17 protein-coding genes and 1 tRNA gene are annotated in these 19,501 nt (G+C 59.4%); 4 read left to right on the top strand and 14 right to left on the bottom strand.

Translation table 11 applies throughout. From position 1 onward, the window contains the following. Positions 1 to 169: 169 nt before the first annotated feature. Entirely contained in the window at positions 170 to 1,165 is a 996-nt protein-coding gene (cra, locus tag NE357_RS04050; RefSeq protein WP_169428818.1) for a catabolite repressor/activator, read from the top strand. A 3-nt stretch (positions 1,166 to 1,168) separates the two neighbouring features. Continuing rightward, positions 1,169 to 1,945 carry a TatD family hydrolase gene (locus tag NE357_RS04045; protein WP_169428817.1) on the top strand — a complete coding sequence of 259 codons (777 nt, stop codon included), beginning with the start codon at positions 1,169 to 1,171 and terminating at the stop codon, positions 1,943 to 1,945. Here NE357_RS04045 and NE357_RS04040 read toward each other — a convergent pair whose 3' ends face one another. From NE357_RS04040 to NE357_RS04020, 5 genes are all read right to left on the bottom strand, one after another. Further along, positions 1,946 to 2,335 carry a hypothetical protein gene (locus NE357_RS04040; RefSeq protein ID WP_169428816.1) on the bottom strand — a complete coding sequence of 130 codons (390 nt, stop codon included), beginning with the start codon at positions 2,333 to 2,335 and terminating at the stop codon, positions 1,946 to 1,948. It abuts the gene before it with no gap. 153 nt (positions 2,336 to 2,488) lie between these two features. After that, the gene (locus tag NE357_RS04035) at positions 2,489 to 3,193 is read right to left on the bottom strand and encodes a methyl-accepting chemotaxis protein (RefSeq protein ID WP_432760323.1); all 705 of its coding nucleotides are present in this window, start codon (positions 3,191 to 3,193) and stop codon (positions 2,489 to 2,491) included. Between the two features lie 1,510 nt (positions 3,194 to 4,703). Beyond that, positions 4,704 to 5,540, bottom strand: coding sequence for a regulatory signaling modulator protein AmpE (ampE, locus tag NE357_RS04030; RefSeq protein WP_169428814.1), 837 nt, complete (start codon positions 5,538 to 5,540; stop codon positions 4,704 to 4,706). Beyond that, positions 5,537 to 6,097, bottom strand: coding sequence for a 1,6-anhydro-N-acetylmuramyl-L-alanine amidase AmpD (gene ampD, locus NE357_RS04025; RefSeq protein ID WP_169428813.1), 561 nt, complete (start codon positions 6,095 to 6,097; stop codon positions 5,537 to 5,539). The genes ampE and ampD overlap by 4 nt, the downstream gene beginning before the upstream one ends. Before the next feature lie 64 nt (positions 6,098 to 6,161). Then, positions 6,162 to 8,348 (bottom strand): DUF1631 domain-containing protein, encoded by a 2,187-nt coding sequence (locus tag NE357_RS04020; protein ID WP_169428812.1) that lies wholly within the window; start codon positions 8,346 to 8,348, stop codon positions 6,162 to 6,164. 253 nt (positions 8,349 to 8,601) lie between these two features. On the opposite strand from NE357_RS04020, the gene nadC reads away from it, so the two are divergent. Then, entirely contained in the window at positions 8,602 to 9,450 is an 849-nt protein-coding gene (nadC, locus tag NE357_RS04015) for a carboxylating nicotinate-nucleotide diphosphorylase (RefSeq protein WP_169428811.1), read from the top strand. A 51-nt stretch (positions 9,451 to 9,501) separates the two neighbouring features. On the opposite strand, the gene NE357_RS04010 is transcribed toward nadC, so the two are convergent. Next, positions 9,502 to 9,801, bottom strand: a complete 300-nt coding sequence (locus tag NE357_RS04010) for a DUF6388 family protein (RefSeq protein ID WP_085685841.1) — start codon at positions 9,799 to 9,801, stop codon at positions 9,502 to 9,504. A gap of 276 nt (positions 9,802 to 10,077) precedes the next feature. Between NE357_RS04010 and NE357_RS04005 the strand changes: the two genes are divergently transcribed. Continuing rightward, entirely contained in the window at positions 10,078 to 10,581 is a 504-nt protein-coding gene (locus tag NE357_RS04005) for a hypothetical protein (RefSeq protein WP_169428810.1), read from the top strand. A gap of 7 nt (positions 10,582 to 10,588) precedes the next feature. Here NE357_RS04005 and NE357_RS04000 read toward each other — a convergent pair. The 8 genes from NE357_RS04000 to rimP form a co-directional block, all read right to left on the bottom strand. After that, a tRNA-Thr gene (locus tag NE357_RS04000) sits at positions 10,589 to 10,664 on the bottom strand. A gap of 126 nt (positions 10,665 to 10,790) precedes the next feature. Beyond that, complete coding sequence (pnp, locus tag NE357_RS03995) at positions 10,791 to 12,896, bottom strand: polyribonucleotide nucleotidyltransferase (RefSeq protein ID WP_007953735.1); 2,106 nt, start codon at positions 12,894 to 12,896, stop codon at positions 10,791 to 10,793. Positions 12,897 to 13,089: 193 nt separating this feature from the next. After that, positions 13,090 to 13,359: a 30S ribosomal protein S15 gene (rpsO, locus tag NE357_RS03990; protein WP_085698397.1), complete on the bottom strand. Its 270-nt coding sequence runs from the start codon at positions 13,357 to 13,359 to the stop codon at positions 13,090 to 13,092. A 115-nt stretch (positions 13,360 to 13,474) separates the two neighbouring features. Further along, on the bottom strand, positions 13,475 to 14,392 hold the full coding sequence (truB, locus tag NE357_RS03985; protein WP_007953739.1) for a tRNA pseudouridine(55) synthase TruB: 918 nt from the start codon (positions 14,390 to 14,392) through the stop codon (positions 13,475 to 13,477). A 4-nt stretch (positions 14,393 to 14,396) separates the two neighbouring features. Beyond that, the gene (gene rbfA, locus NE357_RS03980; protein WP_085698395.1) at positions 14,397 to 14,795 is read right to left on the bottom strand and encodes a 30S ribosome-binding factor RbfA; all 399 of its coding nucleotides are present in this window, start codon (positions 14,793 to 14,795) and stop codon (positions 14,397 to 14,399) included. A gap of 160 nt (positions 14,796 to 14,955) precedes the next feature. Further along, positions 14,956 to 17,472 carry a translation initiation factor IF-2 gene (gene infB, locus NE357_RS03975; RefSeq protein ID WP_169428809.1) on the bottom strand — a complete coding sequence of 839 codons (2,517 nt, stop codon included), beginning with the start codon at positions 17,470 to 17,472 and terminating at the stop codon, positions 14,956 to 14,958. A 27-nt stretch (positions 17,473 to 17,499) separates the two neighbouring features. Further along, positions 17,500 to 18,981 (bottom strand): transcription termination factor NusA, encoded by a 1,482-nt coding sequence (nusA, locus tag NE357_RS03970; RefSeq protein ID WP_169428808.1) that lies wholly within the window; start codon positions 18,979 to 18,981, stop codon positions 17,500 to 17,502. Between the two features lie 47 nt (positions 18,982 to 19,028). Next, a complete protein-coding gene (gene rimP / locus NE357_RS03965) occupies positions 19,029 to 19,487 on the bottom strand; it encodes a ribosome maturation factor RimP (RefSeq protein WP_039769696.1) in 459 nt (152 codons plus the stop codon). Positions 19,488 to 19,501: the final 14 nt, after the last annotated feature.

Genomic DNA, 19,501 nt, shown 5'->3' with positions numbered 1-19,501 from the left:
AAATACGCTTGCTGAAACGTTTAATCTAGATTGATCGGCACGTTACTCGATAATGTCCCATCCTTGAAGTCCAACTTGTCGGATGCGCTGAGACAATGGTCGCCTGCCTGAATCGGGTAGGATTGGCGAAAATGTCGCGGCAAGCTCGAAAAAACAAGGAAATCCCGGGTTGAAACTCAGTGATATCGCGCGGTTGGCCGGAGTGTCCGTGACCACCGCCAGCTACGTCATCAACGGCAAGGCCGAACAGCAACGCATCAGCACCGCGACTGTCGAGCGGGTGCGGGCGGTGGTCGATCAGCACGGCTTTACGCCCAATCCACAGGCGGCCGGGCTGCGCAGCCGGCATACCCGGACCCTGGGTTTTATCCTGCCGGATCTGGAAAACCCCAGTTACGCGCGGATCGCCAAGCTGTTGGAACAAGGTGCCCGGGCTCGCGGTTATCAGTTGCTGATCGCCAGTTCCGACGATGCACCGGACAGCGAGCGGCAACTGCTGCAACTGTTCCGCGCCCGGCGTTGCGATGCGCTGATCGTCGCCAGTTGCCTGCCGGCCGGTGATGACAGCTACCGCCAGTTGCAGGCCAAGGGTTTGCCGGTCATCGCCATCGACCGAGTGATGGACCCCGAGCATTTCTGCTCGGTGGTCAGCGACGACCGCGAGGCCAGCCTGCACCTGACCGAAAGCCTGCTCGACCCGCAACCGAAACAGATCGTGCTGCTGGGTGCCCGCCCGGAACTGAGCATCAGCCAGGAACGTGCCGCCGGCTTTAAACAGGCCCTCGCCGGATTCAAGGGCGAAGTGCTGATCGAGCACGCCGAGTCCTTCAGCCGCGAATGCGGCAAGCAATTGATGGAAGAACTCCTGCAACGTCTCGGGCATTTGCCGGATGCGCTGGTGACCACGTCCTACGTGCTGTTGCAGGGTGTGTTCGACGCGTTGCATGACTTCCCGCTCAAATCCCGCCCGCTGCGCCTCGGCACATTTGGCGACACCCAATTGCTGGACTTCCTGCCGCTGCCGGTCAACGCCATGGCCCAGCAGCACCAGTTGATCGCCGACAAGGCCCTGGCACTGGCGCTGGCAGCGGTCGAGCAATCGGATTACCAGCCTGGCGTGCAGGCCATCGCCCGTACCTTCAAGCAGCGTATTCACCGGGACTGAACCGTGGAGCTGATCGACAGCCACACCCATCTGGACTTTCCCGACTTCGACGCCGACCGAGCGGCGTTGCTGGCCGAGAGCCGTGCCCTCGGCGTGCGGCGGATGGTGGTGCTGGGAGTCTGCGAAGGCAACTGGCAGCGGGTGTGGGATCTGGTGCAAAGCGATCCCGACCTGTACGCGGCTTTCGGACTGCACCCGGTGTATCTGGATCAGCATCGGCCGCAAGACTTGCTTGCGCTGGGCGATTGGCTGACACGGCTGCGCGGTCATCGACAGCTGTGCGCCGTCGGCGAAATCGGACTGGATTACTTCATCGAAACCCTAGACCGCGAACGCCAGCAAGCACTGTTCGACGCGCAACTGCAGTTGGCGGCGGATTTCGAGTTACCGGCGTTGATCCACGTGCGGCGCAGCCATGCGGCGGTGATTGCCACGCTCAAGCGATTCAAACTCAAACGCGCCGGCATCATCCACGCTTTCGCCGGCAGCCGTGAAGAGGCGCGGGAATACATCAAACTCGGTTTCAGACTGGGTCTCGGCGGCGCGCCGACCTGGCCTCAGGCCTTGCGTATGCATCGAGTACTGGCGGATTTACCGCTGGGCTCGGTGGTGCTGGAAACCGACTCACCGGACATGGCACCCGCCATGTACCCTGGCCTGCGCAACACACCGGCGCATCTGCCGGCGATCTGCAACGCGCTTGCGGGATTGATGAGTATCAGCGCAGAACAACTTGCCGAGGCCAGCACCGCCAACTGCCGCGAAGTGTTCGGCTGGTAGTCATTCGCCGTGGGCCTTCACCGCGTCGAGCGTCAGGGTCATATGCTGGCGATGGTGAACAAAACGCATCAGCGCGAAGTAGACGAAAACCACGATCAGTGAAGCATTCAACTGCTCGGTCACGTTGAGCAGCCCGATCCATTCCATCACCAGCGCCACCAGCAACGCAGTACACACCGTCAACGAAGCACTGAAGCGCAACCAGCCCAGCGAATCGAGGGATCTGAAACGTCTGATCTGTTTCGGGCAGCGCAGCTCCAGGGCTTTCTCGCAGTGAGCACAGGTGAACGGTTCATTGATCGCGATGGCATTGAGTTGCCAGGGTTTGAGCAGCAACGTGGTCTGGCAATGGGCACAGCGGCCCTGGACTCCCAGGGTTGCAACAGACATGTGTGGCCTCCTCCAAACGGTCAGTTGGTGTGATCTTGATCCATTGAAGACGAAAAATCAGGGCACGGAGGAAATCAGGAAATTGCTTACAAATGTAAGCAAAGAAGTACTACAAATTATTCCGACAAACCTGCCTCGCGAGAGGCAGGCTGATTAAACCCGGAAGGCGCTGATCAACTGCTTCAACTCAACCACCTGAGCCGACAGGGCGCGACTGGCGTTTTCGGTCTGACAGGCCCCTTCGGCCGTGCGTTCACCGGCGCGGTTGATCTCGACAATGTTCTGGTCGATGTCATGGGCCACAGCGGTCTGCTGCTCTACGGCTGCGGCGATCTGCTGGTTCTGGTCGACGATCATTCCTACCGCACCGAGGATGTTTTCCAGCGCCTGCTGGACCTTTTCCGACTGTCCGACCGTACCGTTGGCCATCGAATGACTGACACCCATGGCCTTCACTGCTGCGCCGACTCCGCCGTGAAGCCTGGCGATCATCTGCTCGATTTCTTCGGTCGATTGCTGAGTGCGTTTGGCCAGCGTCCGTACTTCGTCCGCCACCACCGCAAAACCCCGGCCCTGCTCACCGGCCCGCGCCGCTTCGATCGCCGCGTTGAGGGCCAGCAGATTGGTCTGCTCGGCGATGCTCTTGATCACCTCCAGCACCCGGCTGATCGACTGACTGTCGCTGGCCAACTGATTGATCACCCGCACCGACTGATCGATCTCACTGGCCAGTGCCGCGATGCTGCCCTGCTGCGACTCCACCAGACCACGTCCGTTGATGGTTTCGTCGTTGACGCTGTGGGCGCTGCTCACTGCAGCCGCCGCACTGCGTGCCACTTCCTGCGAGGTCGCCGACATCTGGTTCATGGCCGTGGCCACCTGCTCGATCTGGCTGCGCTGTCCGGCCACCGCCTGATTGCTTTGCGCCGAAACGTTTTCCACTTGCCCGGCCTGACGCTCGACCTCGCCGACGGTATGACCGACCCGCTCGATCAAGTCATGGATCTTGCGCACCGTGCCATTGAACACCTCGCCCAGTTCGCCCAGTTCATCGCGGCTATGGGCCACGAAGTTGACCGTCATATCCCCGGCCGCGACTCTGTCCATCATCGCGCCAAGACGTTTTAGCGTATTGCGGGTCGAGGCGTAGAAGCCGCCATAGAGGTAGAAGATCAGCACGAATACCACCGACAGCGCCACGGCTTGCAACACCATGTGCGTACGGTTCTGCGCCAGACGTTGCTGCAACTGGGTATCGAGAAATTTCAGGGTGGCTTCGTTGAACTGATAGGTGCGATCCATCAGCCCGGTGATCTGATCGTAGAAAGCCTGCCATGGGGCATCGAGTGTCTCGGCCACCACCACTTGTTCTTCAAACACTTCGCTGGCCTGTTTCAGCGACGCCTTGCTGGCATCGGCCGCGGGGCTCAGCGAGTCACGCGCAGCCTTGCTCGAACCCAGCGCGTCCTGCAGTTTCAGCCCGTATTCGCCCTGAAGCTTTTCGATCTGCGCCAGCAGTTCATCGAACCGAGTGCTGGAGGAACTGTTGAGAAACCCCTGCCCCAACGAGAAGGAGCCCATGGCCCGGCCTTCGCCGAGGGTCTGAGTGATGGCTGGTGTGATGGCTGTGACCAGCTCGCTGAGTTGGCGGATGTCGCTCTGAGTGTCGCGGCTCAGGCCGGCCTGGCTGGCGATGATCTGGCTGAAGATCTGTGCACTGCCCAGCAGCTTGCCGATCAGCGCGCTTTTGCTTTGCAGGGAGTTTTCAGCTTGCTGGGCCTTGAACGCGGCAATCATTTCATCGCGCTTGGCATCGAAGACCTTGATTTGCTCGGGGTCGTCGGTCATGGCCGCGAGCCCCTGCAGGCGCGTCAGGACGCTTTGCTCCAGACCGGTGATTTGCGACTCGACATTGCCGGCCTTGCCCGACTGGCCAAGGGTGACGTTGATCTGCACCAGGTTATTGAGGGTTTCCAGATCCCGACGCAGGGTCAGGCTGCTGCCCAGCAGGTCGAGGCTTTGCAACTCCACCCGGGTGCCCTGGAATTCGCGATAGGAATCGCGAACCAGATAGAAATTGGTCACCAGCATCGGTACCAGGAACAGCACGCTGATCAGGCTGAACTTCATGCCGAAGCTCAGACGGTTCATCAGCGAGACGGCGGGATAGAGCAAGCTCTTCACTGGAAGTCTCCCTTGGTTTTTTCTTGTTTTTATTGGCAGGCGCGGGGCGACAGCAGATAGCCACTATCGGGCGCTATCTCTGTATAGCTCAAATCGAAGGGAGGTTTTGTAACTTAAGGTTAACGGCAAAGGATCGCCCGGACGCGGGCTGCGTTCGGGCGACATATTGATCTTCAGGCAGGCATCAGTGGATCAGGACGGTCCACAGGGCAAACCCGGCGTACCACAACACCGCAGCACGCAGCAGCAGCTCCCACAGGCAATCGAGGGTGTTGATGCCTTCCGGGCCGACGACGGCAGGCGGAATCTCTCCGGCGGCCAGGCCGACCTTGTTGATCAGTTGCGCGGCGCTGATGTTCCAGTTCAACAGCTCATGCAGCATGATCCGGCTGACCGCGACAAAGTTGCCGACCAGCGCGAGACTTGCCGCCAACAGGCGCACCGGCACCCAGTCGAAGGCGTGCCGCAATTGCCCTGCCCGCTCGGCCAGCGCCGGGTTCTGCGCGTTCTCTTCTGCCAGGGCCAGCAGGCGATAGCTCAGGGCGGCGACCGGACCGAGCAGGAAGTACCAGAAAATCACTGCGAAAAAACTCTGGTACGCCTGCCACAACAGATGCTGCTGTACCTGCTCCAGCAGTTGCTCGCCGCTCTCGGCGCAGATATCCAGATCGCGCTTGGCCACATGTGCAGCGGCTTGCAGATCCTCACGGCGCCAGGCGTCACGGAACGGTCCAAGACCGCCGAGCAGATCTCCCCGCCCCAGGCTGTAAATCACCACCAGCAAATGCACCGGCAGGGCCAACAGGCCATAGGCAACCGGCTCCAGCACCAACAGCAGCAGCCCCAGCAAGGCCACCGGCAACAACACCAGAATGACCAGCACCAGCCATGGCCGTTTTGCCAGATTGCCGCTTTCAAGCTTGTGCAGTTCGCGGATCCATCCGCCATCGCGTTGAACCCGATGGCGCAGGGCCGAAAACTTCTCGACCCAGACCGCCAGCAGTAACACCAGAAAACTCATTGTCCTTCCTCTTGTGCCAGGGCTGCGCGGTAGCGTGCCCAATCGAATGCCGGGCCAGGATCGGTCTTGCGCCCGGGTGCGATGTCGCTGTGCCCGCAGATACGAGCGCCGGTGATAGCCGGAAATGCTGTTTGCAACTGACGGGTCAGCGTGATCAAGGCCTGATACTGCGCATCGGTAAATGGCAGATCATCAGTGCCTTCGAGCTCGATGCCCACGGAAAAATCGTTACAGGTTTCGCGGCCTTCAAAAATCGATACACCCGCATGCCACGCCCGCTCGAGACAGGAGACAAACTGGGTGACCTTGCCGTCACGTTCGATCAGGAAATGCGCGGAGACGCGCAGGTCGGCAATCCCGGCAAAGTAAGGATGCTCCGTGACATCCAGACGATTCTGGAAAAATTCCTGCACCTTACCGGTGGCGAACTGCGCCGGCGGCAGGCTGATGTTGTGGATGACCAACAGCGAAACTTCGCCCGCCGGGCGCTCATTGAAGTTGGGCGATGGGCAGACCTGCACCCCATGACACCACCCGCTTGCGGGATCCAACTGCATACCGATTCCTTCAACGCCGACTGTGTTGGCGCCCAGTATGCCGCGATCGACCCCCGACGCGCGATCACTTGCCGTTATTGAGCCGTCGCAGATTGCCGAGCACCGACTCCAGCGCGCGGTCGAACAGCAAGGTATCGTCCAGAGCCCGCACCGTGCCCCGGCGGAACTCCATGGCCAGGGCGAGCCGGTTGCGCTCCTGGACCTTCATCCCGGTGCGATCGACGAATACGTACTTGCCAGTGGCCTGAACGATCGCCGCCAGTTTGCAGCGCAAGACGTGCTCGTCATCCTCCTCGAACGCCACCCAGCTGCCCAGACGCAGCTGATCGACCTGGCGCAGGCTCGCGTCGTCGGCCGGCAAGCGCTCCGGGGTCAGGGTGAGGGCGGCCTCGTCAGCGGTCTGCAAAACGATGGCCCGGGAAACCTCGATCATCGGTGGCAATTCGCACTGATCCACTGCCGGCGTTTCGAGCAAGCGCACATGCAGCCCCTCCAGCTCACTGAAAAACTCGCTGGTGGCAAACGGGTCGAAGGCCGAGCTGCTCAACCCGTCACGCAACGATTTGAGCAACCCCGGCACCAGCGTCAGCAAGCGCAGGCCCGCGTCAGCCTCGGCGTGACGCTGCACACTCCAGATCAATTGTTCCATGGTCTGCACATCGGCCTGCCATTCGGCGGACTGATCGCCGTGCTTGAGACAGGTCAGCAGCAACACTTTGCTCCAGGCAGTCTGCACGAAGGCTACCACCGACGGTGGCAGGACTTTGCCCAGCAGCGCCCGGGTCATCGCTTGTTCGACGCAGACACGCGCCAGCTCGGTTTTCGCCCGACCCTCTTCAGCGTCGCGCAGGCGTTGCTCAAGCAGTTCACTGCGGCGACGTTCATCGCTGGTGAACGTTAGGAAGTCCGCCAGCAGTTCGGAGAAGATCGCCGGGTCATCAACGAAATCCGTCAGCAGCCGCTGTACCACTTGCTCGATCCGCAAGTACAGGCTGCCCCGTGCATCGCCGTCGCACTCGCCCCAGCCCATGGCCGCTTCGGCGATTTCATTGAGCAGGCGGCGTGCCGGATGACTGCTGCGGCTGAAAAAGCTCTTGTCGATCACTGCGACTTTCAACATGGGAATCTGCAGCCGGGCGATCAACGCCTTGAGGGAGTCCGGCAGATTGCGATCGTCGAGAATGCAGTCGAAGACCATGGCGACGAGGTTGATCACATCCTCGTCGGCCTCTCCGACGACCCGGGATTTGCCGCTTTTCACACTGACCCGGGTCAGCAGTTGTTCAAGCTGGTTGCGCAGGTCGAAGTCTTCCTGCCCCGCCAGCGCCGGCACGTATTGCTGCAAGTGCGACAGCAGGCGCAACAGATCGCGGGTGGAAATCGGCAGGGTCGCCGCGCTGGGCTCCAGAGTCGGCGCCACACTGCCGCGCAGGTGTGACAACAGTTCCTGAAGTGCGGCAAAAACCTCCTGTACACCGGCGTCCGCTGGCGCCTGATCGAGATCGTCAAACTCGCCGTCCACGCTGGCCACAGCATGATCCCCGACCCGGCGCGAAGGGGCCGGTTTCAGTTCGGGCAACACACCGGTAGCCACCAGCAGTTGATTGGCTTCGGCGAACAACTGAGCGGTATCAGCCAGTACATAGCGCTCGAACAGTTTGAGCAGAATCAGCTTGACCTTGATCTCCACCCCCAGATTGCGCCCGGCCTGGAGGAAATACTCACAGAGCATCGCCGGCCCCAGCGGGTTGTGGCGATCATCGAGGGATTTACCCAGCAATGCATTGAGCCGAGCGGTCAACTGATCGAGTGCAAGACCGTCGCGGTTGAGCACCCGACCCACCATGGTCTCGATGGCTACGTTGCGCTCCATGTCGTCGGTACGCGGCGTGGCGTCTTCGTACTGCAATGCATGCGAAACGACGTTTTGGGCAGGATCCGATTGAATGAGACCGACAAAGGCCTCGAAGTATTGCTCGAGAAAGCCGCGCTCGATGTTCTTGCGCTTGAGGCGCAGGTCGCGCATGGCTTCGAAAAAGATGTTCTGCTCGACGTCGTTGCGCGCCCGGTCGGCCATTTCGAACAGAGTGTCGTCGGCGTTATCGAACAGTTCCTGCAGGCCGTTGCGCAGGCGTTGTGCAGCCTTGTCGCGAACCTGAAGCAGAATCACAGGCAGGCGGGCGAGCGGCGAGTGGTTCGCCTGATCGGTAGCAGCCTTGTGCAAAGGCACTACGTTCCCGTCGTTGTGCATCCAAGCCTCCTGAAACGGTGATTTGCCGACGTCAAAGACATGGCGTCAAATGCAAGGCGGATTATCTTGCAAAAGTTGTCTCCGGCGCCAGAGGCGTCAGGGTTTCCCCTAGACGGGCGCACCCTTGAGTGACCGCCGCCCAACGGCTTTCGCTCCATGGAATCGACCAGATGCAGGCAGCCACGCGGTTCTCGCCTTGGGTTGGCCCGTGCCATACCCCTATAATCGGGCCACTTAGTTTGTGGAGCCCGTTATGCCGAATCTACGTCTCGCCGATTTGACCGCCGAAATCGAAGCCAATGTGCGCCGTGCGTTGCTCGAAGACATCGGCAGCGGCGACATCACCGCGCAATTGATCCCGGCCGAACGCCTGGCCAAAGCCACCATCATCACCCGTGACGCCGCCGTGATCTGCGGGACAGCCTGGGTCGATACGGTGTTCCGTCAGCTCGATCCGCGAGTCGCGGTGCACTGGCAGGTGCGCGATGGCGAACGGGTTTCGCCCAATCAGCCGTTGTTTCACCTGGAAGGCCCGGCCCGCTCGCTGCTGACCGGTGAACGCAGCGCTCTGAACTTCCTGCAATTGCTGTCCGGTGTGGCCACCCGCGCGCAATACCTTGCTGACTTCGTGGGCGAAACCGGGGTGAAACTGCTCGATACCCGCAAGACCCTGCCGGGTCTGCGTCTGGCACAGAAATACGCGGTGACTTGCGGCGGTTGCCATAACCATCGCATCGGTCTCTATGACGCGTTCCTGATCAAGGAAAACCACATCGCCGCCAGCGGCGGAATTCCTCAGGCCATTGCGGCAGCGCACAAGATCGCACCGGGCAAACCGGTGGAAGTCGAAGTGGAAAGCCTGGAAGAGTTGAAGGAGGCCCTGGCGGCCGGCGCCGACATCATCATGCTCGACGAACTGAGCCTGGACGACATGCGCGAAGCCGTGCGCCTGAACGGCGGCAAGGCGAAACTGGAAGCCAGCGGCGGCATCAACGAAAGCACGCTGTTGCCGATTGCACAGACCGGGGTGGATTACATCTCGATAGGTGCGATGACCAAGGACGTGAAGGCCGTCGACCTGTCGATGCGCCTGAGCCTCTGATTCGAGCGCGCAATAAAAAACGCCAGCCCTTTCGAGGCTGGCGTTTTTGTTTCAGACCACCAGATTGTTCATCTCGCAATATTCATCCCACTCGACGCCCAACACTTCGGCCGCTTCCTTGTGCAGTTCCAGGCGTTTGGCCTCGAACTCCTCAGGCGTGCTGGTGTACTTGAGGGTCAACTCCCAAGGTTGCAGGCCCTGGGCTTCGGCTTCGTCTTCGAACGCCCACTGAATCTGGTCCTTCTGATCATCGGGACTGAGATCCTTGATCTCGTCCATCAGCTCAGGCGCATCAAGCTTGTACTTTTCCAGCGCTTGTTCGTGGCGTTGCTCTTGAGTTAACTCGGTCATGGCGTTCTCGCTGATCGTAAGAATGGAAGATGGATGTGGATCATCAAGGATCTCTCTGACGCGGATTGTCCGGCCTTCGGAACCATTCGGGATCATCTGAAAACTGCTGGGCGATGCTCATGCAGACAGCGAATATAGGACGTTTGGCGAGCGAATTACACGGGTCTTTACATCTCTCCCACAAAAAGTTGACCGGGGGAACATAAATCGCCTTTCCAAGTCATAGCCATGTGCCACATCGGCACTCACCTTCGCTGTTCACAAGGAAACCCAGTGATGCGCAGCTTTTCGAAGATTTCTTCTGTTGTGTCCGCCACCGCTTTGACTGTCCTCTTGGGCACCCTCGCCCCTCTGACCAGTGCAATGGCAGTTGAACTCAGTGGCAGCAGCCCTTCCTATGGCGACGAGATCTCCGCTATTCACAACGATTTCGGCAAAGACGTGGTAATCAAGAGCGGTATCGGTGTCGATGAACTGAAAAAGATGCGCGACACCGTCAACGATCAGTCGCGTCAGATCGAAGAGCTCAAACGCAGCAGCGGTTCCAGGTCGAGTTCCAGCGGCAGAGAGATTGATGATCTGAAGAGCAAGGTCAAGGAACAGGAGCGCCAGCTCGATACGCTCGGCCGTCAGGTCGAAGACCTCAAGCGCAACAGTGGCTCCAGCTCCAGCTCAAGCAACAGCGAAATCTCCAGCCTGAAGCAGAAGCTCAACGATCAGGATCGCGCGATGGATCAGCTCAAGCGGACCGTCGAGGAGTTGAGCCGCAAGGTGAAATAAGGGGAAGTGGTGCCCGAGACAGGAATCGAACCTGCGACCTTCGCGTTACGAGTGCGCTGCTCTACCGACTGAGCTACACGGGCGGTGGGCTAAACCTAGCACTGGTCTTGCAGGTCGGCAACTTCGCCGAATGACTCGATATTTCACGGACAAAATGCCCCGCCGTTTTCACGGCGGGGCATTTTCATTGCGCTAAAGCTATGGGGTGATTAAACGCCCGAAGCCTTGGCCGCTGCCACGTCTTTGATGGACAGTTTGATACGGCCGCGGTTGTCCACGTCCAGTACCAGCACTTCCACTTCCTGGCCTTCTTTCAGGATGTCGGTCACTTTCTCAACGCGAGCGTCGCTCAGCATCGAGATGTGAACCAGACCATCCTTGCCTGGCAGGATGTTGACGAATGCGCCGAAGTCGACGATGCGCTCAACCTTGCCGACGTAGATCTTGCCGATCTCGGCTTCTGCGGTGATACCCAGAACGCGCTGACGTGCTGCTTCAGCCGCTTCCTTGGTTTCGCCGAAGATCTTGATCGAGCCGTCGTCTTCGATGTCGATCGAAGCCTTGGTCTCTTCGCAGATCGCACGGATGGTCGCGCCACCTTTACCGATAACGTCACGGATCTTGTCGGTGTCGATCTTCATCGCGATCATGGTCGGAGCGTTGGCCGACAGTTCGGTACGCGACTGGCCGATGATCTGGTTCATCTGACCGAGGATGTTCAGGCGCGCTTCCAGGGCTTGGCCCAGAGCGATTTCCATGATCTCTTCGGTGATGCCCTTGATCTTGATGTCCATCTGCAGCGCGGTCACACCTTTGGCGGTACCGGCCACTTTGAAGTCCATGTCGCCCAGGTGGTCTTCGTCACCCAGGATGTCGGTCAGAACAGCGAATTTCTCGCCTTCTTTAACCAGACCCATGGCGATACCGGCAACCGGTGCCTTCATCGGAACGCCGGCGTCCATCAGGGCCAGGGAAGCACCACAAACGGAAGCCATCGAGCTCGAACCGTTGGATTCGGTGATTTCCGATACCACACGGATGGTGTACGGGAATACGTCAGCGGCTGGCAGCATGGCCGAAACCGAGCGACGGGCCAGACGGCCGTGACCGATTTCGCGACGACCGGCGCCCCCCATGCGACCACACTCGCCCACCGAGAACGGAGGGAAGTTGTAGTGCAGCATGAACGGGTCTTTCTTCTCGCCTTCCAGAGTGTCCAGCAGTTGTGCGTCACGGGCGGTGCCCAGCGTCGCGACCACCAGAGCCTGGGTTTCGCCACGGGTGAACAGTGCCGAACCGTGAGTCTTCGGCAGAACGCCGACTTCGATGTTCAGCGGACGTACGGTGCGGGTGTCACGACCGTCGATACGTGGCTTGCCGTTAACGATGTTTTCGCGAACGGTGCGGTATTCGATTTCGCCGAAAGCGGCTTTGACGTCGGAAGCCGAAGGCTGGCCTTCTTCACCGGACAGCTTGGCAACGACCTGGTCACGCAGCTCGCCCAGACGCGCATAACGGTCGGCCTTGATGGTGATGGTGTAAGCCTGGGAGATCGCTTCGCCGAACTCGGAGCGGATAGCGGCCAGCAGCTCGGTGGCCTCTGGAGCCGGTGCCCAGGTCCAGGTTGGCTTGGCAGCTTCGGCAGCCAGTTCTTTTACAGCGTTGATCACGACCTGGAACTCGTCGTGAGCAAACAGTACCGCGCCCAGCATCTGATCTTCGGTCAGCTCTTTGGCTTCCGATTCAACCATCAGTACAGCGTCCGAAGTACCGGCAACGACCATGTCCAGGCTCGAGGCAGCTTGCTGCTCGTAAGTCGGGTTCAGCAGGTAACCGGTGCTTTCGTGGAAAGCAACGCGAGCGGCGCCGATCGGGCCGTCGAACGGAATGCCGGAGATCGCCAGGGCAGCCGAGGTACCGATCATCGCAGCGATGTCCGGATCGGTCTTCTTGCTGGTGGAAACCACGGTGCAGACAACCTGCACTTCGTTCATGAAGCCTTCAGGGAACAGCGGACGGATCGGACGGTCGATCAGTCGGGAAGTCAGGGTTTCTTTCTCGGAAGGACGGCCTTCACGCTTGAAGAAACCGCCAGGGATCTTGCCGGCAGCGTAAGTCTTTTCCTGGTAATGAACGGACAGAGGGAAGAAGCCCTTGCCCGGATCGGCTTGCTTGGCACCGACTACGGTCACCAACACGCTGACGTCGTCGTCAACGGTGACCAATACTGCGCCGGAGGCCTGACGGGCGATACGGCCAGTCTCGAGGGTAACGGTCGACTGACCGAACTGGAATTTTTTGATTACCGGGTTCACGGTGTCCTACCTTCTTTGTGGCTCTTGGGGGAACTGGTTTCTTGCGAAATTCTTGGGCAACGTCGGGAATCGGCCCGCTGATTGTCCGGGTAAAACGGTAGTTCAGATAAAACTTGAGGCTGGGAGCCTGCCATGCGCCAGCGGGAATCCCGTTGACGCAAGACAGACAACCAACCTCTAGCGCAATCGCTGATTAGCGACGCAGACCCAGGCGAGCGATCAGAGCGCTGTAACGGCTCAGGTCCTTGCCTTTCAGGTAGTCCAGCAGCTTGCGACGCTGGTTAACCATGCGGATCAGACCACGACGGGAGTGGTGGTCTTTACCGTTGGCCTTGAAGTGACCTTGCAGTTTGTTGATGTTGGCGGTCAGCAGTGCAACTTGCACTTCTGGCGAACCAGTGTCACCAACAGCTTGCTGGTAGTCAGCTACGATTTGGGCTTTTTCTTGAACGTCGAGAGCCATGAGGCAATCCTTTTATCAGGAAACCGTTTCAGAAACGGTTTCAACAGGCCAGGGACAAATCCCTGTATCTATAAATGAGTAGTGACCGTGCCTGTTAACAGCCACACTCGTTCGGTCATTCTGACCGAATCAGTCGACGCGGCGCGATCCGCCCGTCTTCGCTCACTTCACCGATACCGATGAAGCGACCGTTATGATCCTGTACCCGCACCATGCCGAACTTCGGAGCATCCGGGGCACGTACCGGCTGGCCGTTGAGCCAGTAGAACGCGCTCGCTTCCGAGAACTGCAGCAGTGGCCAATCCTGCAGGCCGCTGTCCGATGGCATCAGGAAGCGGTCGACCGCTTCGTTGCCGCCTTCGGCATGTACCGCTTCAAGCTCTTCGAGGGTCACGGTCTGCGCCAGGGTGAAAGGCCCGGCCTGGGTACGGCGCAATTCAGCGACGTATGCACCACAACCGAGTTGCTCACCGATATCCTCCACCAGGGTACGAATATAGGTGCCCTTGCTGCAATCCACCGCCAGACGCGCAGTATCGCCTTCGAAGGCCAGCAATTCCAAGCGCGCAATAGTAACAGAACGCGGTTCGCGCTCCACTACTTCGCCTGCACGGGCCAGCTTGTACAGCGGCTGGCCATCACGCTTGAGAGCGGAGTACATCGGCGGTATCTGACTGATTTGACCGCGAAATTTCGGCAGGACCGCTTCAATGTCGGCCTGACCAACGGTCACCGGACGCTCCTGCAAAACCTCGCCTTCGGCGTCTGCCGTGGTGGTGGTCTTGCCCAGTTGCGCCAGGGTTTCGTAACCCTTGTCGGAATCAAGCAGATACTGCGAGAACTTGGTCGCCTCGCCAAAGCACAGCGGCAACACGCCGGTAGCCAGTGGGTCGAGACTGCCGGTGTGACCGGCCTTCTCGGCGTTGAGCAGCCAGCGAACCTTCTGCAACGCGGCGTTGGAGGTAAACCCCAGCGGCTTGTCGAGCAGGATGATGCCACTGACGTTACGACGGATACGTTTGACCTGAGCCACCGAGTTACTCCTTGGTGTCTTCGGGTGCAGCAGTTTCGTGCTGACTGTCTTCGGCCACCGCTCGCTCGATCAGAGCCGACAGGTGCGCGCCACGGGCGACACTTTCGTCGTAGTGGAAGTGCAATTGAGGCACGCTGCGCAGCTTCATTTCACGAGCCAGCTGCATGCGCAGGAAACCGGCGGCAGCATTGAGCACCTTGATGCTTTGCGCGATGTCTTCGGCGTTGTCCTGCCCCATCACGGTGATGAAGATCTTCGCGTGACCAACGTCACGGCTGACATCAACAGCGGTAATGGTGACCAGGCCGACACGCGGATCTTTGACTTCACGACGGATCAGTTGGGCCAGCTCACGCTGCATCTGATCGCCGATTCGTTGGGTACGGCTGTATTCTTTTGCCATGATTTGTTACCTGTTACTGCCCCGCGGTGAAACCCGCAAGGTCTGAAAGCGGCAAACGCCCGGCCTGACAAAAAGCCAGACCGGGCGTTGCGTTTAGAGTCCTGACGCCGTGCCGCGCATTTTCATGCGGCGGCCCGACGTGGCCCTTGAAGTGCACGAGTCAGAGGCTGCGAGCAACCTGAACCTTCTCGAAGACTTCGATCTTGTCACCGACTTTGACGTCGTTGTAGCTCTTCACGCCAATACCGCATTCCATGCCGGCACGCACTTCGGAAGCGTCATCCTTGAAGCGACGCAAGGATTCCAGCTCGCCTTCGAAGATAACGATGTCTTCACGCAGTACGCGGATCGGACGGTTACGGTGAACGGTACCCTCGATCACCATGCAGCCGGCGATAGCGCCGAACTTAGGCGAACGGAACACGTCACGTACTTCGGCCACACCGAGGATGTTCTCGCGAACATCGCTGCCAAGCATACCGGTCAGGGCTTTCTTGACGTCTTCGATGATGTCGTAGATTACGTTGTAGTAACGCATGTCCAGACCTTCCTGCTCGACGATCTTCCGTGCGCCGGCATCGGCACGCACGTTGAAGCCGAACAGTACAGCGTTGGAAGCCAGTGCCAGGTTGGCGTCGGATTCGGTGATACCACCGACACCGCCACCGACCACACGCACTTGCACTTCGTCGTTGCCCAGGCCGTTCAGAGCACCCTGCAAAGCTTCCAGCGAGCCACGGACGTCGGATTTGAGGACGATGTTGAGCGTCTTCTTCTCTTCCTGACCCATGCTTTCGAAGATGTTTTCCAGCTTGCCGGCGTGAGCGCGAGCCAGTTTGACTTCGCGGAACTTGCCTTGACGGAACAGAGCCACTTCACGGGCTTTCTTCTCGTCGGCAACCACGCTCATCTCGTCGCCAGCGTCAGGCGTACCGTCCAGGCCGAGGATCTCGACCGGAATGGCCGGGCCCGCTTCCTTGATCGGCTTGCCGTTCTCGTCGAGCATGGCGCGTACACGGCCGTAGTTCGAGCCGACCAGCACCATGTCGCCTTGACGCAGCGTACCGTCCTGAACCAGAACAGTCGCTACCGGGCCACGGCCCTTGTCCAGACGCGATTCAACCACGACACCACGGCCAGGGGCCGATGGAGTGGCAGTCAGTTCGAGAACTTCGGCTTGCAGCAGAACAGCTTCAAGCAGTTCGTCGACGCCGGTACCCATCTTCGCCGAGACCGGAACGAATGGAGTGTCGCCACCCCACTCTTCGGAGGTCACACCGTGAGCCGACAGTTCGCTGCGGATGCGATCGAGATCAGCACCCGGCTTGTCGATCTTGTTCACCGCAACCACCAGAGGAACGCCAGCCGCCTGAGCATGCTGAACAGCTTCGATGGTTTGTGGCATCACGCCGTCGTCCGCCGCAACCACCAGGATCACGATGTCGGTCGCCTTGGCACCACGGGCACGCATTGCGGTAAACGCGGCGTGACCCGGGGTGTCGAGGAAGGTGACCATGCCGCGTTCGGTTTCAACGTGGTAAGCACCGATGTGCTGGGTGATACCGCCGGCTTCGCCAGCAGCAACTTTGGCACGACGGATGTAGTCGAGCAGCGAGGTCTTGCCGTGGTCAACGTGACCCATTACGGTCACGACCGGCGCACGAGGAACCGCTTCACCTTCAAACTTCAGGGACTCGGCCAGGGAATCTTCAAGGGCAGTGTCGCTGACCAGGGTCACTTTGTGGCCCAGTTCTTCGGCTACCAGCTGAGCAGTTTCCTGATCAAGCACCTGGTTGATGGTCGCTGGAGTACCCAGTTTGAACATGAACTTGATGATTTCAGCAGCCTTCACCGACATCTGCTGAGCGAGATCGCCAACAGTGATGGTTTCGCCGATCTTCACTTCACGCACGACAGGGCCGGTCGGGCTCTGGAAACCGTGGGCGTTGCGTTTCTTCAGCTTGGCCTTGCCGCGACCGCCGCGACGGAAGCCATCGCTTTCTTCGTCGGTGGTGCGTGGCGCCACACGTGGAGCCGGTGCCTTTTCCTTGACCGAAGCGCGATGCGGAGCATTCTTGCGCTCGCCATCACCACCCCCACGACGGTTGTTATCGTCGGCACGTGGTTTGTCCGGACGGCGCTGTTCGTCACGCTTGCGAGTGTCGGCAGCGGGCGCAGCAGCCACAACCGGCGCAGCTTCGCGCACAGGTTCAGCGGCTGGCGCAGGCGCAGCAACAGGCTCGGCAGAAGCGGTCGGTGCAGCAGGCTGGCGACGCGCTTCTTCTTCAGCGCGAACACGGGCTTCTTCTTCAGCCTTTTGACGGGCAGCATTCTCTACTGCGCGACGCTCATCCAGTTCACGCTTGCGCTCGGCTTCGATTTCTTCCGGGCTACGCTGTACGAAAACTTTCTTCTTGCGGACTTCAACGCTGATGCTTTTGCTGCCAGCCACACGCAGGGTGCTGGTGGTTTTACGCTGCAGCGTGATCTTGCGTGGTTCTTCCACTTTCGCCTTGTGGCTGCTCTTCAAGTGAGTCAGCAGGGATTGCTTCTCACTGTCAGTCACATGTTCTTCGGCGGCGGTGTGCGGCAGACCTGCCTCACGCATCTGCTGCAACAGGCGCTCTACCGGTGTTTTGACCTCATCGGCCAGTTGTTTCACCGTGACTTGCGTCATGCATTTCTCTCCTCAGGCCGCGCCTAATTACTCGAACCAGTGGGCTCGGGCGGCCATGATCAACTTGCCGGCACGATCATCGTCAATGCCGTCGATGTCGAGCAGGTCGTCAATAGACTGCTCGGCCAGGTCTTCGCGGGTAATTACGCCGCGCACCGCCAGTTCCATCGCCAAATCCTTGTCCATACCCTCAAGCGAGAGCAGGTCTTCGGCCGGATGGGCGTCTGCCAGCTTTTCCTCAGTAGCGATGGCTTTGGTCAACAAGCGATCCTTGGCACGAGCGCGAAGCTCGTTGACGATCTCCTCGTCAAAGCCGTCGATGTTGAGCATTTCTTCCAACGGTACGTAGGCAATCTCTTCCAGGCTGGTGAAGCCTTCGTCTACCAGCACCTGAGCCAGCTCTTCGTCGACTTCCAGCTCGTCGATGAAGTTGCGCAGGATGTCGCCGGTTTCCGCTTGTTGCTTAGCCTGGATGTCCGATTCGGTCATCACGTTCAGGGTCCAGCCAGTCAGCTGGCTCGCCAGACGCACGTTCTGACCACCACGACCGATGGCCTGAGCCAGATTGTCTGCGCCAACGGCGATGTCCATGGCGTGGGCATCTTCGTCAACGATGATGGCCGCCACTTCTGCCGGCGACATGGCATTGATCACGAACTGCGCCGGGTTGTCGTCCCACAGGACGATATCGACACGCTCGCCACCCAACTCGCCCGACACGGCCTGGACGCGCGAACCGCGCATACCGATGCACGCGCCCTGCGGGTCGATGCGTTTGTCCTTGGAACGGACGGCAATCTTGGCCCGCGAACCCGGATCACGGGAAGCGGCCATGACTTCGATGAGGCCTTCAGCGATTTCCGGCACTTCGATACGGAACAGCTCGATCAGCATTTCCGGCGCGGTACGCGACAGGATCAGCTGAGGGCCACGGTTCTCGGTGCGGATTTCCTTGAGCAGCGCACGCAGACGCACGCCAACACGGAAGGTTTCGCGAGAAATGATGTCTTCACGGGCCAGCAACGCCTCGGCGTTATTACCCAGGTCGACGATCACGTTGTCGCGGGTCACTTTCTTCACGGTGCCGGAGATGATTTCTCCCAGGCGCTCGCGATAGGCGTCAACCACTTGAGCGCGCTCGGCTTCGCGCACTTTCTGCACGATGACCTGCTTGGCGGTCTGCGCAGCGATGCGGCCGAACTCGATGGATTCGATCTTTTCTTCAACGACGTCACCAACCTTGGCGCCAGGATGCGTTTCGGCAACCTTGCTTGGCCAGGTTTCAATGGCCGGATCATCGAGATCATTCTCTTCGACGACCGTCCAGCGACGGAAAGTTTCGTAAGAACCGGTGTGGCGATTGATTTCCACACGCAGATCAACTTCGTCTTCAAAACGCTTTTTGGTAGCAGTGGCCAGAGCCAGCTCCAGCGCTTCAAAAATTACGCTTGCCGGTACGCCCTTTTCATTGGATACCGACTCAACAACCAGCAGTACTTCTTTGCTCATCGTACGCCTCGCCTTTCGCAAGCCATTGGATCCGCGGGATCCGCGTCTCAGTCAAAACTGGGAATAATGTTGGCCTTGTCGATCATATCGATCGGCAACAGGAACTCATGGTCATCTACCTGCACCACGACATCCTGTTCTTCTACACCGCGCAGAAGGCCCTGAAAGTTGCGTCGTCCTTCAAAAGGCGAGCGCAGCTTGATCTTCACTTGTTCACCGACATATTTGGCAAACTGCTCAAGAGTGAACAGTGGGCGTTCCATGCCTGGCGAGGAAACTTCAAGGGTGTATTCAACGGATATCGGATCTTCAACATCCAGCACACCGCTGATCTGACGGCTGACGATGGCGCAATCGTCCACCAGCACGCCGCCTTCCTTATCGATATAAACGCGCAACATTGAGTGGCGACCTTGAGCCGAAAACTCAATACCCCAGCATTCATAGCCCAGGGCCACGACCACCGGGGCCAACAAGGCCTGCAACTCTTCTAGCTTGCTCGACACCTGAACCCCCTCGT

The organism is Pseudomonas sp. G7(2022), from assembly GCF_052660475.1.
Note: the sequence above shows the minus strand (reverse complement) of the source record. Positions and strands in the feature narration are given on the sequence as shown.